This is a genomic window from Caballeronia sp. GACF4, from assembly GCF_023631025.1.
Taxonomy (GTDB): domain Bacteria; phylum Pseudomonadota; class Gammaproteobacteria; order Burkholderiales; family Burkholderiaceae; genus Caballeronia.
The window spans coordinates 54,976-68,648 of sequence record NZ_JALQDW010000041.1; the positions used below are offsets into that span (position 1 = coordinate 54,976).

The 13,673-nt window shown below is 61.6% G+C and carries 13 protein-coding genes; 10 read left to right on the forward strand and 3 right to left on the reverse strand.

All coding sequences use genetic code 11. From position 1 onward, the window contains the following. Nucleotides 1–66 precede the first annotated feature (66 nt). From NCR40_RS29745 to NCR40_RS29785, 9 genes are all read left to right on the forward strand, one after another. The gene (locus tag NCR40_RS29745; protein ID WP_250511632.1) at nt 67–1,740 is read left to right on the forward strand and encodes a GMC family oxidoreductase; all 1,674 of its coding nucleotides are present in this window, start codon (nt 67–69) and stop codon (nt 1,738–1,740) included. Between the two features lie 81 nt (nt 1,741–1,821). Then, nucleotides 1,822–2,901, forward strand: a complete 1,080-nt coding sequence (locus NCR40_RS29750) for a sugar ABC transporter substrate-binding protein (RefSeq protein WP_250511633.1) — start codon at nt 1,822–1,824, stop codon at nt 2,899–2,901. A 77-nt stretch (nt 2,902–2,978) separates the two neighbouring features. Continuing rightward, nucleotides 2,979–3,917 carry an ABC transporter permease gene (locus NCR40_RS29755; protein ID WP_250511634.1) on the forward strand — a complete coding sequence of 313 codons (939 nt, stop codon included), beginning with the start codon at nt 2,979–2,981 and terminating at the stop codon, nt 3,915–3,917. Between the two features lie 16 nt (nt 3,918–3,933). Continuing rightward, nucleotides 3,934–5,433: a sugar ABC transporter ATP-binding protein gene (locus NCR40_RS29760; protein WP_250469721.1), complete on the forward strand. Its 1,500-nt coding sequence runs from the start codon at nt 3,934–3,936 to the stop codon at nt 5,431–5,433. 7 nt (nt 5,434–5,440) lie between these two features. Continuing rightward, complete coding sequence (locus NCR40_RS29765) at nt 5,441–6,400, forward strand: ABC transporter permease (protein ID WP_250511635.1); 960 nt, start codon at nt 5,441–5,443, stop codon at nt 6,398–6,400. Nucleotides 6,401–6,430: 30 nt separating this feature from the next. After that, on the forward strand, nt 6,431–7,180 hold the full coding sequence (locus NCR40_RS29770; RefSeq protein ID WP_250511636.1) for an electron transfer flavoprotein subunit beta/FixA family protein: 750 nt from the start codon (nt 6,431–6,433) through the stop codon (nt 7,178–7,180). Then, on the forward strand, nt 7,180–8,112 hold the full coding sequence (locus tag NCR40_RS29775; RefSeq protein WP_250511637.1) for an electron transfer flavoprotein subunit alpha/FixB family protein: 933 nt from the start codon (nt 7,180–7,182) through the stop codon (nt 8,110–8,112). Before NCR40_RS29770 ends, NCR40_RS29775 begins: the two co-directional genes overlap by 1 nt. 25 nt (nt 8,113–8,137) lie before the next feature. Beyond that, nucleotides 8,138–9,145 (forward strand): Gfo/Idh/MocA family protein, encoded by a 1,008-nt coding sequence (locus NCR40_RS29780; protein WP_250511638.1) that lies wholly within the window; start codon nt 8,138–8,140, stop codon nt 9,143–9,145. Between the two features lie 92 nt (nt 9,146–9,237). Further along, nucleotides 9,238–10,098 carry an MOSC domain-containing protein gene (locus tag NCR40_RS29785; protein ID WP_250511639.1) on the forward strand — a complete coding sequence of 287 codons (861 nt, stop codon included), beginning with the start codon at nt 9,238–9,240 and terminating at the stop codon, nt 10,096–10,098. An 847-nt stretch (nt 10,099–10,945) separates the two neighbouring features. Here the strand turns inward: NCR40_RS29785 and NCR40_RS29790 are convergent. Genes NCR40_RS29790 through NCR40_RS29800 form a run of 3 tightly spaced genes read right to left on the reverse strand, consistent with a single transcriptional unit; the run spans nt 10,946 to nt 11,802 of the window. Beyond that, entirely contained in the window at nt 10,946–11,206 is a 261-nt protein-coding gene (locus NCR40_RS29790) for a hypothetical protein (protein ID WP_244830528.1), read from the reverse strand. 37 nt (nt 11,207–11,243) lie between these two features. After that, nucleotides 11,244–11,504, reverse strand: a complete 261-nt coding sequence (locus NCR40_RS29795; protein ID WP_250511640.1) for a hypothetical protein — start codon at nt 11,502–11,504, stop codon at nt 11,244–11,246. A gap of 37 nt (nt 11,505–11,541) precedes the next feature. After that, entirely contained in the window at nt 11,542–11,802 is a 261-nt protein-coding gene (locus NCR40_RS29800; RefSeq protein WP_250468351.1) for a hypothetical protein, read from the reverse strand. Between the two features lie 496 nt (nt 11,803–12,298). Here NCR40_RS29800 and NCR40_RS29805 point away from each other — a divergent pair, with 496 nt between their 5' ends. Next, nucleotides 12,299–13,483, forward strand: a complete 1,185-nt coding sequence (locus NCR40_RS29805) for a thiolase family protein (RefSeq protein WP_250495262.1) — start codon at nt 12,299–12,301, stop codon at nt 13,481–13,483. Nucleotides 13,484–13,673 lie beyond the last annotated feature (190 nt).

Here is a 13,673-nt window from a genome sequence, read left to right on the forward strand (position 1 = left end):
GCGGCCTTCGAGAGCCGCGCGGACGGCCACGCGCGACTCGTGGCGAACAAAGAATCGGAGACAGCAATGTATGACTTTGTGATCGTTGGCGGAGGCGCGGCGGGTTGTGCGCTCGCGGCGCGTCTGAGCGAAGACGCGAGCAGCCGTGTGCTGCTGCTCGAAGCCGGTCCCGCCGATACCGACCCGTACATCCATATGCCGGTCGGCTTCTTCAAGATGACGAGCGGCCCGCTGACCTGGGGCTATCGCACGGTCGCGGCGGCGGAAACGCAACGGCGGCAAATTCCGTTCGCGCAAGGCCGCGTGCTCGGCGGCGGCGGTTCCATCAACGCGATGGTCTACACGCGCGGCCAACCCGCCGACTACGACGCATGGGAACGCGAAGGCTGCACGGGCTGGGGTTTCCGCGATGGCGTCCTGCCTTACCTTCGGCGCATGGAAGACAACGAGCGCTTGTGCAACGAGTATCACGGCGTGGGCGGGCCGCTCGGCGTGTCCGATCTCATCAGCGTCAACGAACTGACCAAGGCCTTCGTGCTGGCGGGTCAGGAAGCGGGCCTGCCGTACAACAGCGACTTCAACGGCGCGCAGCAGGAAGGCGTCGGCGTGTATCAGGTCACGCAGCGCGGCGGCAGGCGTTGCAGCGCGGCGGTCGGCTATCTGCAACAGGCGCGCTCGCGCGGCAACCTCACCGTGAAGACGAACTGTCTCGTGTCGCGCATCGTGATCGAAAACGGTCGCGCGGTGGGCGTCGAATATGCCGATCAAAACGCGCGCTCGAATGTGATCGTGGCGCGCGCCGAGCGCGAGGTGATCGTGACGGCGGGTGCAATCGGTTCGCCCAAGATCCTGATGCTCTCGGGCATCGGCCGCGCGGCGGATCTCGAACGCGTCGGCATCGAACCGCTGCATGCGCTCGACGGCGTCGGCGCCAATCTGCAGGATCACTTCGACATCGACATCGTCTATGAGCTGAACGGTCCGTACAGTCTCGACAAGTATGCGAAGAAGCACATGATGCTGCTCGCCGGTCTCGAATACAAAATCTTCAACAAGGGACCGGTGACATCGAATATCGCGGAAGGCGGCGCCTTCTGGTATTCGGCCAGCGACGTGCCGACGCCCGACCTGCAGTTCCATTTTCTGCCGGGCGCGGGCGTGGAAGCGGGCGTGCCGCCGGTGCCGTCCGGTTCGGGCTGCACGCTGAACTCGTATTTCCTGCGTCCGAGGAGCCGTGGAAACGTCACGCTTCACAGCGCCGATCCCGCCGATGCACCGGTCATCGATCCTGCCTACATTCGCGACCCCCACGATCTCAAGGTGGCCGTGGAGGGCATTCGCCAAAGCCGCGAAATCATGAGTCAGAACGCGCTCGCCAAGTACATCAAGAGCGAGCACTTTCCGGGCGGCTCGGTACGCACGCAGGCCCAATACGAGGCATACGCGAAGCAATACGGACGCACGGGCTATCACCCGGTCGGCACCTGCAAGATGGGTATCGACGAAATGTCCGTGGTCGATCCGCAGTTGCGCGTGCATGGCATCGAAGGGCTGCGCGTGGCGGATTCATCGGTGATGCCGCGTATCGTCAGTTCGAACACGAATGCGCCGACGCTGATGATCGCGGAGAAAGCCTCGGACCTGATTCGCGGACTCGTTGCGGCGAAGGCGCCCGCGACGGGCCAACTGGCGGCGCACGCGGGCCGCTCGCTGCACGACGCCACCGTGAGCGTGGCGTAGGCGCCTGAAGGGTTCGGCAGCATCGGATTCTTCGAGCCATAAATAACTATCCGTCTATTTATTACATTCGTGGGAGACATCATGTCTGAACAACATCAACGCACGGCTTTCTCGCGCCGGGACTTCATGAGGCTGGGCGCCGGAGCCGCATTCGCGGTGGCGGGCGGCGGCTTTTCGAGCCTGTCGCTCGGCGCGGACAAGACGACGCTCGCCTGTTCGTTCCGCTCGCTCACCAATCCCTATCACGCGGCATTCAACAAGGGCGCGCAGGGCTTTGCCGCGAGCGCCGGCCTGCCTTATGTACCGCTGACGACCGAAGGCAGCTCCGAGAAAGGCATTGCCGACATTCGCGCGCTCCTGCAACGTACCAACGGCAACCTCGTCCTCAACGTCGATCCCAACGACTCCGCCGATGCCCGCGTGATCGTCGAAGCCTGCTCGAAGGCGGGCGCGTTCGTGACGACGATCTGGAACAAGCCGAAGGACTTGCATCCGTGGGACAACAACCCGAACTACGTGGCGCATCTTTCTTACGATGGCGTCGCGTACGGCGAGGAAGCGGCGACGCAACTTTTCAAGGCGATGGGCGGCAAGGGCGGCGTCGTCGCGCTCGGCGGCATCTTCAGCAATGTGCCGGCAATCGAGCGCAAGGCCGGTCTCGAAGCGGCGCTAAAGAAGTTCCCCGACATCCAGTTGCTCGACTTCCAGGTGGCCGACTGGAACTCGCAAAAGGCGTTTCCGATCATGCAGGCGTGGATGACGCGCTTCAACTCGAAGATCAAGGGCGTATGGGCCGCGAACGACGACATGGCGCTCGGCGCCATCGAAGCGTTGCGCGCCGAAGGGCTCGCGGGCCAGATGCCGGTGACGGGCATGGACGGCACGCCGCCCGGACTCGCCGCGATCAAGGCGGGCGAACTGATCGCGTCGGTGGACTGGGACCCTTACTGGCTCGGCGGCATCGGCTTGTCGATGGGCTTGCAGGCGAAGGACAAGAAGATCGACGTGGCCGCCTTGCCGAAGGACCGGCGAGAATCGTATTGCAAGGCCACGTTCGTGACGAAGGCGAACGTGCAGGAAGTCATCAAGCGGGCGGCCGCGCCTGGCGGTGACTGGAACAACCTCTATGCCCGCGTGTCGGGTCCGGTGGTGTATCGATGAACAAGTTGACCGTGGCGCCCACCCGGCAGGCCGTCCGCATAACAACAACCGGGACTCCATTGGTATCGAAGCAGGCTTTGCTGCGACGATTCGCACCCGTTCTGGTGCTGGTGGCGCTCGGTCTTTGCATCGGCGCGCTAAACCACGATTTCTTCGATCCGATGAACCTGTCGCGAATCGCGGTGGGCGCGGCGATTCCGTTGACCATCGCCTTGGGCGCCGCGTTCGTGATTCAGCTCGGCAGCATCGACCTGTCGGCGGAAGGCATCGTCGCGGTCGCGGCGATTGCCGTATCGATGCTGGTCGAGAACTCGTACAACGATAACCACTACGGGCTGTGGGTGCTCGCCGTGGCGATCGCGGCGGGCGCGCTGCTCGGCCTCGCCAATGGCGTGCTGCACGTGTTCCTGCGCATCCCTTCGTTCATCACGACGCTTGCCGTCGGCTTCGTGGCGACGGGAATCGGCACTGCGTGGCTGTCGGGAAACACCGTCCGCGTGAGCGACCCGATGCTGCGCGCCATCTCCATCACGCGTTATTTCGGCTTGCCTTTGTCGGTGTGGATCGCGGTGCTGGTGCTGGGAATCGCGTGGTTCGTCTACAAGCACACGCTGCTCGGCCGGCATACGCTTGCCATCGGCGGAGGCGAGGACCTCGCTCGTCTGAGCGGCGTGCGAGTATCGCGCGTGCGCATTGCGGTCTTCGCGCTGGCCGGTGCGTTCTATGGCGTCGCGGGCATTCTGGCCGTCGCGCAATACGGTCAGGGTCACGCGCGTATCGCCGATGGTCAGTTGTTCGTGGCGATCACCGCAATCGTGGTCGGCGGCACGTCGCTCGCGGGCGGCAACGGCAGCCCGATGAACACGCTCGTCGGCACGCTCATCGTCATCGTGCTCGGCAATGGCATGGTGCTGCTCGGCGTTCCGCCTTACGTGCAGCAGGGCATTCAAGGCGTGCTGATCATCGCGGCGGTAACGCTCGCGCTGAATCGTTCGCGCCGGCGCATCGTCAAATGAGCGTGAGGAGATGAACATGCTGTCACTCAAGAATGTCACCAAGCGCTTTCCGGGCGTACTTGCGCTCGACGATGTGTCCATCGACGTGCGTCCCAACGAGATCGTCGGTCTGATCGGCGAGAACGGCGCGGGCAAGTCCACGTTGATGAAGCTCCTGACCGGTGCATATCGTCAGGATGCGGGCGAGATCACGCTGAACGGCAAGCCGCTCGTGATTCGTAATCCGCGCGATGCGACCTCCAAGGGCATCGCCATGGTGTATCAGGAGCAGTCGATCCTGCCGAACCTGACGGTCGCGGAGAACCTGTTTCTCGGGCGCGAAGAACAGTTCGTGACCTTCGGCCGCATCAACTGGTCGAAGCTCAAGCGCGCGGCGCAGAAGGAACTGGCGACCGTGCGTCTGAATATCGATCCATTGACGCTCTGCGAAGACATGTCCTTCGGTCAGCGGCAGATGGTGGAACTCGCGCGCGCCTTGTCGCTGGCGAGTCGCACGGGCGGCACGCCGATCATCTTGCTCGATGAGCCGACCTCCGTGCTCGAAGCAGGCGAGATCGAGATTCTCTTCGGCCTCGTGCGCGAACTGAAGTCGCGCGCCTCGTTCGTGTTCGTCTCGCATAGGCTCGACGAGCTGTTGTCACTTTCCGATCGCGTGTATGTCATGAAAGACGGCAAGGTCGTGTCCGAGATGGCGTCGGGAACGGCGTCGGTGACGAAGCTGCATGAACTGATGGTGGGCCGTACGCTGCATGGCGAGTATTACCGCGAGAATCTGCAGAAGCCTTGCCGCGACGATGTAGCGCTTTCGGTGCGTCACGCGTCGCTCGGACATGTGCTCGATGACGTGTCCTTCGATGTCCGCTGCGGCGAAGTCTTCGGAGTCGCAGGCGTGGTCGGCTCGGGGCGCGAGGAACTGTGCCGCGTCATCGCGGGACTCGAAAAGCTCGATCGCGGCGAAGTGCTGGTGGGCAGCACGCATCTGAAGCCGCATGCGAATCATGCCGTTGCATTGGGCATTGGCTACGTGCCGCGCGAGCGCAAGGTCGAAGGTCTCGTCACGCAAATGAGCGTCGCGCAAAACCTGACCTTGCCGCGTCTCAATGCGGTGAGCCGTGGCGGCATCGTGAAGAAGGCGCGCGAGCGTGCGTTTGCCAACGAATGGATCGAACGTCTGCACATCAAGACGCCCGGCGCCGATGCGTCGTGCCGCAATCTCTCTGGCGGCAATCAGCAGAAAGTGGTGCTCGCGAAATGGCGCTTCGCGGGCAGCCGAATCCTCGTGCTCGATCATCCGACACGCGGTCTCGATGTCGGCGCGAAGGAAGAGGTTTATCAGCTGATCCGCGAACTGACGGCGGACGGCGTGGCGGTGGTGCTGACCGGCGACACGCTCGAAGAGATCCTCGGCCTCAGTCACCGCGTGATGGTGATGCGCGACGGCCGCGCCGAAAAAATCATGCCGTGCGAAGTCGGGCGCAAGCCTTCGCAGGTCGAAATCGTCGAACACATGGTCTGAGGTCGATATGCCACAACTAAACGCTTCCCTCGCGGCGAAGCTGCGCGACAATGCGCCGTTTCTCGCACTCGTCGTGCTCTACGTGTTGATCGAGATTGCACAGCCGAGCTTTCTCGCGCCATCGACACAACTCGGTTTGCTTGCCGATAGCTCGACGCTTTTCATCATGGCGGCCGGCACGACATTCGTGGTTTTGCTCGGCAGCATCGACCTTTCGTTGCAGGCGGTGGCGTCGTTGTCGAGCGTGATCGTCGCGATGCTGCTGCCGCGTCACGGCGCGATGGCGGCGGTGATCGCGCTTGCGGCTTCGTTCGGCATCGGGCTTTTGAGCGGCGTCATTCAGACCGTGCTGCGCATTCCCTCGTTCATCGCGACGCTCGCGGTCGGCGGCATTGCATCGGCGGCGGCGTTGACGTTGTCGGGTACGCGTTCCATCGGCATCAGCGACGAGATGCGCAATGCATCGCTTGGATGGACCACGGGTACGTCGTTCGGCGTGCCGCATGAAATCCTGCTTGGCGTGGCCGTGTTTTTGTTCTGCCTGTTCCTGCATCGCTCGACGGTGTTCGGCCGTCGCACCGATGCCATCGGCGCGGGCGAACCCGCCGCCATTGCCTCGGGCGTGCGCGTGTCGGTCACGAAGTGCCTCGTGTTCGGCACCTCGTCGTTCTTCGCGGGACTGGCGGGCGTCGTGATGGCAGGGCGTCTTGGAAGCGGTTCGCCCACGCTTGCCGATCAATTCCTTTTGCCGGCCATCGCGGCCGTGATCGTCGGCGGCACGGCGCTGACGGGCGGCGCGGGCGGCATTGGACGGACGCTCGTCGGTGCACTGCTGGTGTCGGTGGCGCGCGTGGGCATGACCTTCGTCGGCATCAGCGTATTCGCGCAGCAGATCGTGTTCGGTCTGATCCTGATCGTCGCCGTCACCGTGGCTTTCGATCGGTCGAAGGTGTTGATCATCAAGTGAGACTTGCATTCGTTGAAGGACGGTTAGCTCATGAAAATCCTCGTGGCAGTGAAGAGAGTGGTGGATTACAACGTGAAGGTGCGCGTCAAGTCCGACGGCAGCGGCGTCGAACTCGCCAACGTGAAGATGTCGATGAATCCCTTCGACGAGATCGCGATGGAAGAAGCCGTGCGCCTGCGCGAAGCAGGTGTGGCGACGGAAGTCGTCGCGGTATCGTGCGGCGTCGCGCAGTGCCAGGAGACTTTGCGTACCGCGCTGGCGATTGGCGCGGATCGCGGCATTCTCGTCGAATCCGGCGATGAACTGCAACCGCTCGCCGTGGCGAAGATACTGAAGGCGCTCATCGACAGGGAACAGCCGCAGCTCGTGATTCTGGGCAAGCAGGCTATCGACGACGATTGCAATCAGACCGGCCAGATGCTCGCCGCGCTGGCTGCGTTGCCGCAAGCGACGTTTGCATCGAAGGTGGTGGTGACGGACGGCAAGGCGACGGTATCGCGCGAGATCGACGGCGGCGCCGAAACGTTGTCGTTGAAGCTGCCTGCGGTGGTGACGGCCGACTTGCGCCTGAACGAGCCGCGCTATGTCACGCTGCCCAATATCATGAAGGCAAAGAAAAAGCCTTTGGAGACTTTGAAGCCCGCTGATCTTGACGTTGACGTGACGCCGCGACTGAAGACGCTGAAAGTCGCGGAACCGCCGAAGCGTTCGGCGGGCGTGGTGGTGCCGGACGTGAAGACGCTGGTCGAGAAGTTGAAAAACGAAGCGAAGGTGATCTGATGACGATTCTGGTGATGGCGGAACACGACAACGCGTCCATCAAGGCCGCGACGTTGAACACGGTAGCGGCGGCGGCGAAAATCGGCGGCGCTATTCATGTGCTGGTTGCTGGTGCGAACGCGCAAGGCGCGGCCGATGCGGCAGCGAAGATCGCGGGCGTAGCTAAAGTGCTGCTTGCGGATGCGCCTCAACTCGCCGAAGGTCTGGCTGAGAATGTCGAGGGCACGGTACTGAATATCGCGAAGGACTATTCGCACATCCTCGCGCCCGCGACGGCCTATGGCAAGAACATCGCGCCGCGTATCGCGGCGCATCTGGATGTCGCGCAGATCAGCGACATTACCGCCGTCGACAGTGCCGATACCTTCGAGCGTTCAATCTATGCGGGCAACGCTATCGCGACGGTGCAATCGAGCGATCCGATCAAGGTCATCACGGTGCGTGCAACGGGCTTCGATCCGGTGGCGGCAGAAGGCGGCAGTGCATCGGTCGAGAATATCGAAGCGGCAGCCGACGCTGGCATCTCGTCATTCGTCAGCCGTGAAGTCACGAAGCTGGATCGGCCGGAACTGACTTCGGCTTCGATCATCGTATCGGGTGGACGCGGCCTCGGCAATGGCGAGAACTACACGACGGTGCTCGAACCGCTCGCTGATAAACTCGGTGCTGCGCTGGGCGCATCGCGCGCGGCGGTGGATGCGGGTTACGTGCCGAACGACTATCAAGTGGGTCAGACGGGCAAGATCGTCGCGCCGCAGTTGTACGTGGCCGTTGGTATTTCGGGCGCGATTCAGCATCTGGCGGGCATGAAGGACAGCAAGGTCATTGTCGCCATCAACAAGGACCCGGAAGCGCCTATTTTCAGCGTCGCGGATTATGGTCTGGCTCAGGATCTTTTCGAAGCCGTTCCGGAGCTGACGACAATCGTGTGACACATCAACGCCCAAGGAAGGCTCGATGCGCAAAATTCGAATCGCGATGGTCGGCGCTGGATTGGCTGCAACGCCTCACGCGCTCGCATTGAATGAATTGCGTGAGGAAGTGGAGGTCGTGGCGGTCGTCGGCCGTTCGCCTGAACGAGTAGAACGGTTCGCCAGCGCGCATGGGTTTCCTGTCGGCGCGTCTGTCGATGCGATATTGAACGACGCGACCATCGACGCCATGCTCGTCCTCACGCCGCCGAATACGCATCTCGAACTGGTCGAACAGGCCGCCGCAATGCGCAAGCACGTGATGCTGGAGAAACCGCTCGATGTGTCGATGTCGCGCGCCACGCGCATCGTCGATATCTGCCGTACTGCGGGATGCAAACTCGGCGTGGTGTTTCAAAATCGCTTTCGTCCCGCCGTGCAGCGGCTGGCGGAAGTGAAGGCGAGTGGCGCGCTTGGTTCGATTGCATGCGCGGGACTCGATCTGCGCTGGTGGCGGCCGCAATCCTATTACGACGAACCGGGCCGTGGCACTTATGCGCGCGATGGCGGTGGCGTGTTGTTGACGCAGGCAATTCATTCGCTCGACATTCTTCTGTGGCTGGCGGGCGATGTGTCCTCGGTCGCGGCGGCTACCGCGACCACCGCGTTGCACACGATGGAGTCCGAGGACTTTGCAAGCGCTTCGCTTACGTTCGCGAGCGGCGCCGTGGGTCATCTTCTTGCAACCACGGCGGCGTTTCCGGGCTTTCCGGAGCGCATCGAGTTAATCGGCGATAAAGGCACGGCAACGCTCGAAGGCGGGCACTTGCGCGTGTTTTTCCGTGACGGAAGCATCGACGAGTTTCGCGATCCTTCGTCGTCGGGCTTCGGTGCGAAGCCGATGGACTTCTCGCACGCCGCGCATCGTGCATTGTTGAAGGACTTTTTCGATGCCGTGCGGGATGATCGCGCGCCGAGCGTCAGCGGCGATGATGCGCTTCGTGTGCAGCGGTTGATCGAGCGCGTCACGGCGGATGCGGGGAAACGGTTATAAAGCGTATGAACGCACCGCTTGCCGGAACAATATGAGCACGGGACAATGGCGCTTTTCCAGATGAGCGGTTCGCGCCATCGAACACCCCGATCATGCCTACCATCAGCGCGCTATTCGTCTATCCAGTCAAGTCATGCGGCGCAATCGCACTCGATTGCGTGCAGCTCGCCGTTCACGGGTTTCCGTGGGATCGCCACTGGATGGTCATCGACGAAAACGGGCGCTTCGTCTCGCAACGCGAATTCCCGGCGATGGCGCGCATCGTTCCAACGCTCACGGCAGATGCGCTCGTGCTGAATTCCCCCGATGCTGCCGAACCGCTCGAAGTGCCGCTTGCGCACGAGAAAGACCCGGCGCGCGTCGCCGTGAATGTCTGGCGCGATCACTTCGAGGCGTTAGACGAAGGCGTGAGCGCCGCGCGCTGGTTCTCCGCACGCCTCGGCGTTCCCGTGCGGCTCGTGCGCTTTGCCGACGACGTCACGCGCCTCGCGAGCAAGACGTGGACGCGCGATGCCGACGCACCCACGCAATTCGCCGATGGCTTTCCGCTGCTCGTCACCAACCACGCCTCGCTCGACGATCTCAACGCGCGTCTCGAAGCGAAGGGCGCGCCGCGCGTGCCGATGAATCGCTTCAGGCCCAATGTCGTCTTGAGCGGTCTCGACGCCTTCGAGGAAGACTTCATCGATACGATCTCGGTCGATGGCATCGTGTTGCGCATGGTGAAGCCGTGCGCGCGCTGTCCGATCACGACGGTCGATCAGACGCACGGCGTGCGCGACGCGCAATGGCCCAACGAACCGCTCGACGTGATGATGGGCTGGCGCGCTAATGCTCGTGTAGATGGCGGCCTCACGTTCGGGCAGAACGCGATTGCTCTTGACGGCGCGGGCCGTGAGTTGCGCGTTGGCGCGAGCGTCGACTATGAACTGAGTTTCTCCGAGGACTTTTAAGGCGCGTCCCTCTTCCTCTTCAGCGCGGCATTGCGCGTGCTAGTTTTTGGCGGCGCGAAGGTGCGCGATGCATCGAGCAATGCGAGGGCCGTTTTCGCGCTCGCACTTGAGCGGCCTCCGAGCGAAATCGTTGTCCTGCGCTTGTCGTCGAGCAGTTACACCTAAAGTGATGCACGCGTCGCAATCGTCGAACACGCTGCTTCGCGCGTGTCGTTAGAACGCGGTGGCCGTTGCATTGTCGCAGCGCGAGCCACCGTCGATCGACCCCCGGATGTCCCGCTGAACCCGTCTTCCGGGCGACGTGCATGGTTTGTCCGACGACGCGCTGACTGGCTGCGCCAGTTGCGGATTTGCGTTCATCTGCGAATTGCCGACGACACTCGAAAGGTACATGGCCGAGTCTTGTGGCGAAGCCGGATTTTCTGCGCGTGCCGTACAGGTCAGACAGGTCGTGAGTGCAGCCAGCAGGATGGAAAGTCGCATGACGGACCTCGAAGATGAACGTTGAGCGGCGTGACGTGTATTCCTGGCTTCTGCTAGGATTCAGCCAGATTGGTGCATTGCACAACGTCAGGTTTCTCTGGCCAAAAAGCGTTGTCAACGGGATAAATTTGCTGGCGGATTATCTTCGACGCGGTAGACGATTCATCGCTCGTGGTTTTCGAGGGAGCATGTTGTACCGTCGCTTTGATCGGACGCAAAAAAAGCCCGCTAACAAGCGGGCTAGAACTCTTCACCCAGAAAGCCGCAAGGAGATACGGTCCTCTCGTTGAGGCTCGGACGTTATCGGCAAGAATCAACGAGAGAAGAAGGCACGTGGTCCTTCCCTCTCTGAGCCTGCGAGCCCCTAGGCCTTCATACCGACGAACATGCTGCCGAGCGCATCGACCGACTTGGTGATGCTCTTGACGTCCACGTTCGTGTGTTGCGAGGCATCGACTTGCGTGACCGGTGCGACGTTGATTTGCGGGCTCGCGAAAGACACGCCGCCTGCCTGATAGTTCGAGTTGACGCCGGTGTTCGAGAAGATCGAGAAGCCGCCCGCGATGGAGCCCATTGCAGCGCGATCGAGTTCTTTCTCAGCAGCAAGGTTCTTGATGGTCAACATGATAAATCTCCTAAGAAATGTGTTTGGATGGTGAGAATTAAAGTGCCAAGCCGCCGAGCAGGCTGCCCACAGCGGTAATCGACTTGTTGACGGTCTTGAGATCGACGGTGGTGGTGGTCGACGCATCGACTTGCGAAACAGGTGCAATGTTCGCTTGCGGCGAAGCGAACGACACGCCGCCAGCTTGCACGTTGCTGTTGATACCGGCGTTCGAGAAGAGCGAATTACCGCCCGTGATGGCGCTCATTTCAGCGCGGTCGAGTTCCTTGGAAGCAACGAGGTTCTTGATGGTCAGCATGATGAATCTCCTAAACAATGTGATTGGATGGTGTGAATTAAAGCGCCATGCCGCCGAGCAGGCTGCCCACGGCGGTAATCGACTTGTTGACGGTCTTGAGATCGACGTTGGTGGTGGTCGATGCATCGACTTGCGTGACAGGCGCGATGTTCGCTTGCGGCGAAGCGAAGGACACGCCGCCTGCTTGAACGTTGCTGTTGAAACCGGCGTTCGAGAAGAACGAGCTACCGCCCGTGATGGCGCCCATTTCAGCACGGCCGAGTTCTTTGGAAGCGGCGAGGTCTTTGATCGTCAGCATGGTGAATCTCCTAAGTGGTTGGTTGGTCGAGCGTTGATTTGTTGCGCTCGCAGCTACATATGCGAGAGGCATGCCAACGACGCAAATAAATTTGGTTTTGCTGTCTAAATGCTTGATTTAAAAGAATAAAAATTGAATTGACCGCACGCTTCGATCAGGTTGATAAAGATCAGTAGAAACATTTGTGTTTTGATGGAGCCGACATAAATTTCGAAGATGACTGTCCTGAACAGACACAGTGGAAGGTCCTCTTGGTCCGCAAGACAGAGACGTGAATTAAATCTAGTCTCAGCCAAGTCTCACGAGTCCTTGGCAAGCCGCCGTCCACACTTCCGATTGAAGCAACTCAACTTTGCTAACGCGCAGAGTGCTATTTGGAGTCATCCCGGCCCTGATCGAGTCGTCCCGACGTCGAACGCTCAACCACCCATCGTCTCTGCAAGCTTCTCAAATCCATGGAAAAATGTGCATATGCACTAACCATGGAGAGAATGTCATGTTCAAAGACGAAATCGTTCTATGCGCGCCGGTGCGCACGCCAATCGGAGCCTTTGGCGGCAGCTTGAAAGAAGTAGCGGCAACGGAGCTGGGCGCCACCGCTATCCGCGAGAGCGTGCGCCGCGCGGGTCTGGCGCCGCGAAAGGTCGATGCAGTCATCATGGGCAACGTCATCCAGGCAGGCAGCGGCATGAATCCCGCGCGCCAGGCGTCGATCAACGGCGGCATTCCGGTGGCATCGCCTGCTGTCACGGTGAATCGCGTATGCGGATCGGGCGCGCAGGCAATTGCATCGGCGGCTCAGGAAATAGCACTCGATATCTCGAACGTGGTTATCGCCGGTGGCATGGAGAACATGGATCGCGCGCCGTATCTGCTGCCTGCGGCGCGATGGGGTCAACGCATGGGCGCGGCACAGGTCATCGACAGCATGTTGCGCGATGGACTCGACGACGCGTTCTCGGGCCAGCACTCCGGCTGGCACACGGAAGACCTCGTCAGCAAGTACGGCATCGGCCGCGAGGCGCAGGACCGCTGGGCAGAACGTTCGCAACGGCGCTTCAGCGATGCGCGAGATGCAGGTCACTTCGCGAACGAGCTCGTGACCGTCAACGTTCCTGGCAAAAAAGGCGTGTCCCCATTCGATACAGACGAGCAACCGCGTCCCGATACCAACCTCGAAACGCTTGCTCGGCTCAAGCCCGCATTTCGCAAGGACGGCACCATCACCGCAGGCAATGCGCCGGGCCTGAATAGCGGCGCATCGGCGATGATCGTCACGCGTCGTGCCACGGCTGAATCGTTAGATGTAGTCGCTTCGGCGCGGCTCGTTGCTTTCGCGGTATCGGCGGTCGAGCCGGGGCTGTTTGGCATCGCACCGGCCCCGGCCGTGACAAAGGTATTGGAGCGCGCGGGCTGGAAGCTGGGCGACGTGGAGCGCTTCGAGATCAACGAGGCCTTCGCTGCAGTGCCGCTCGCCGTCATAGCTGAACTCGGGATTCCCGAGGACATCGTGAACGTGGATGGCGGCGCTATCGCGCATGGTCATGCCATCGGCGCCACGGGCGCGGTGCTCACCACGCGTCTAATCCACTCGATGCGTCGCGATGGCGTGCGGCGAGGCATCGTGACGCTTTGCATCGGCGGAGGGCAGGGCATCGCGCTCGCGCTCGAAAGTGTTTAAGTCATAGCGCAAAAAGTCCGGCAGGAATGCCGGGCCGAAATCCGTCGAGCAGCATGGCAATTTTGACGAGACGCGCGGGCCGTGCGTTACAGCATGCGATTCCCGCCGTCATACGCGTGACGAAGGCATCGCGTTCGGGCGATGCCGTCGGCGCTGCGCACAGGCTTGCCCCGTCGAAAGGCGCCGCACC

Bases quoted from the DNA above. Each gene is read 5' to 3' on its own strand.
- NCR40_RS29745 (WP_250511632.1), top strand. From the start codon at position 67: ATGTATGACTTTGTGATCGTTGGCGGAGGCGCGGCGGGTTGTGCGCTC.
- NCR40_RS29750 (WP_250511633.1), top strand. From the start codon at position 1,822: ATGTCTGAACAACATCAACGCACGGCTTTCTCGCGCCGGGACTTCATG.
- NCR40_RS29760 (WP_250469721.1), top strand. From the start codon at position 3,934: ATGCTGTCACTCAAGAATGTCACCAAGCGCTTTCCGGGCGTACTTGCG.
- NCR40_RS29765 (WP_250511635.1), top strand. From the start codon at position 5,441: ATGCCACAACTAAACGCTTCCCTCGCGGCGAAGCTGCGCGACAATGCG.
- NCR40_RS29770 (WP_250511636.1), top strand. From the start codon at position 6,431: ATGAAAATCCTCGTGGCAGTGAAGAGAGTGGTGGATTACAACGTGAAG.
- NCR40_RS29775 (WP_250511637.1), top strand. From the start codon at position 7,180: ATGACGATTCTGGTGATGGCGGAACACGACAACGCGTCCATCAAGGCC.
- NCR40_RS29780 (WP_250511638.1), top strand. From the start codon at position 8,138: ATGCGCAAAATTCGAATCGCGATGGTCGGCGCTGGATTGGCTGCAACG.
- NCR40_RS29785 (WP_250511639.1), top strand. From the start codon at position 9,238: ATGCCTACCATCAGCGCGCTATTCGTCTATCCAGTCAAGTCATGCGGC.
- NCR40_RS29790 (WP_244830528.1), bottom strand. From the start codon at position 11,206: ATGTTGACCATCAAGAACCTTGCTGCTGAGAAAGAACTCGATCGCGCT.
- NCR40_RS29795 (WP_250511640.1), bottom strand. From the start codon at position 11,504: ATGCTGACCATCAAGAACCTCGTTGCTTCCAAGGAACTCGACCGCGCT.
- NCR40_RS29800 (WP_250468351.1), bottom strand. From the start codon at position 11,802: ATGCTGACGATCAAAGACCTCGCCGCTTCCAAAGAACTCGGCCGTGCT.
- NCR40_RS29805 (WP_250495262.1), top strand. From the start codon at position 12,299: ATGTTCAAAGACGAAATCGTTCTATGCGCGCCGGTGCGCACGCCAATC.